The following is a 1,790-nucleotide window of genomic DNA, read 5'->3' on the forward strand; positions in this document are numbered from 1 at the left end:
GTGTGACGGCCGGGGCCGGCGTGCGGATCCGCGGCGGCCTCCTCGAGGGCCGCGAGGAACGCGGCGCCGGTGGGGAACCGGTCCTGTGGATCCTTGCGCAGGGCGCGCAGCACCACGGGGTCGAACGCGGGCGGCAGGTCGGGGTCGACGTCGGAGGGCGCCGGCGGCTCCTCGCGCACGTGCTGGTAGGCCACGGCCAGCGGCGTGTCGCCCGTGAAGGGGGGCCGGCCCGTGAGCAGCTCGAACAGCAGGCAGCCGGCCGCGTAGAGGTCGGCGCGGCCGTCCACGGTGCGGCCCGTCGCCTGCTCCGGGGCCAGATAGAGGGCGGTGCCCACCACGGCCTGGGTCTGCGACGTGGTGGCGGAGGTGTCTGCCAGCGCGTGGGCGATCCCGAAGTCCATCACCTTCACGGTGCCCGTGTCCGTGACCATGACGTTCGCGGGCTTCACGTCGCGGTGGACGATGTCCTCCTCGTGCGCGTGCTCGAGCGCTTCCAGCACGCCCCGGGTCCAGGCCACGGCGCGGTCCGGGCCCACGGCGCCCTCGGCGTGCAGGATCTCCCGCAGCGTCCGGCCGGAGACGAGCTCCATCACCAGGAACGGGCAGTCCACCGGATGGAGGCCGTCCTCGAGGGAGACCTCGCCCGTGTCGTACACGGAGACGATCGAGGGGTGGTTCAGGGAGGCCGCCGAGCGCGCCTCCTTGCGGAAGCGCGCCTGGAAGTGCGGATCGCGCGCCAGGTCCCGGCGCATCAGCTTCACCGCCACCGGGCGGTGCAGCCGCAGGTCCTCGCCGCGGAAGACGTCCGCCATGCCGCCGCGCCCGATCAGCTCACCGATCCGGTACCGCTCGTTCAGGGTCCTCTGCTCGTCCACAGACACGTCCGCGTGGTCGTCCCGCCCGCCGCTCAGGCGGAGGGCGTGGCGTCGGCGGACGAGGCCTGCGCGCCACGCGCGTCGGCGGAGGAGGCCTCCGCGCCGCGCGCGTCAGCGGACGGGTCGGTGGTGGGCTGGCCCGTCGGCGCCGTGGACTCCCCGGAGGACTCCGTCGTCGGATCCCCCGTGGGTGTCGTCGGCTCCTCGGTCGGCTCCTGCGTGGGCTCCGGGTCGGCGGTGGCCGTCGGGGATTCGGCGGTGGGGGACGGGCTGGGCTCGTCCGAGGCCGACGGGCTCGGCCCGCTGCTCGGCTCCTCCGACGCGCTGGGCTCCGGCTCCGAGGCGGGCTGGGAGGCCTCGCGGGTCGGCGCGGCGTCGGACCCGCCGGTGGCCACGATCAGCTGCACGTGCGTGTCATAGCGGTGACGCTCGCCCTCGCCGGGCACCACGCGCACCACCTCGCCGTCGGCGCCGTCGGCGGACGGGTCGTCCACCCGGTCCACGGTGAAGCCGCGGTCGCGCAGCGTCTGGATCGCGCTGTCCACGGGCTGGCCCACGAGGCCCTCCGGGATGACGCCCTCCCCGGTGGAGACGGCCAGCGTGACGGTCTCACCGCGCTGCAGCGCCCCCACGGGGTTGATCTCCTCGACGGTGCCCTCCGGGCTCTGCGCGTCGCGGTCCTCCTCGCGCACCGCCAGGCCGAGGCCCTCGAGCTCGGCGCGCACCTCGCTCACGGGGCGACCCTTGTACGCCTCCGGGTCCACGTTCACGGACGACTCCTCCTGCGAGGTCGCCGGCGCCGAGCCGCCGTCGCCGCGGCCACCCGTGAGCAGCGGCCACAGCAGCGCCCCCAGCAGGGCGAACACCACGAGCCCGAGCAGCGCCCACAGCGGCCAGGGGTTGGCGCGTCGCCGG

The 1,790-nt window shown here is 75.6% G+C and carries 2 protein-coding genes; both read right to left on the reverse strand.

Translation table 11 applies throughout. The annotated features are described in order from the left end of the window. A partial coding sequence (locus HMPREF3105_RS07985; RefSeq protein ID WP_141762468.1) for a protein kinase domain-containing protein occupies positions 1-875 on the reverse strand: 875 nt, incomplete at its 3' end. A gap of 32 nt (positions 876-907) precedes the next feature. Further along, on the reverse strand, positions 908-1,790 hold an 883-nt coding region (locus HMPREF3105_RS07990), incomplete at its 5' end, for a PASTA domain-containing protein (protein WP_141762469.1).

This window comes from Micrococcus sp. HMSC31B01, assembly GCF_001816085.1.
Lineage (GTDB): Bacteria > Actinomycetota > Actinomycetes > Actinomycetales > Micrococcaceae > Micrococcus > Micrococcus luteus.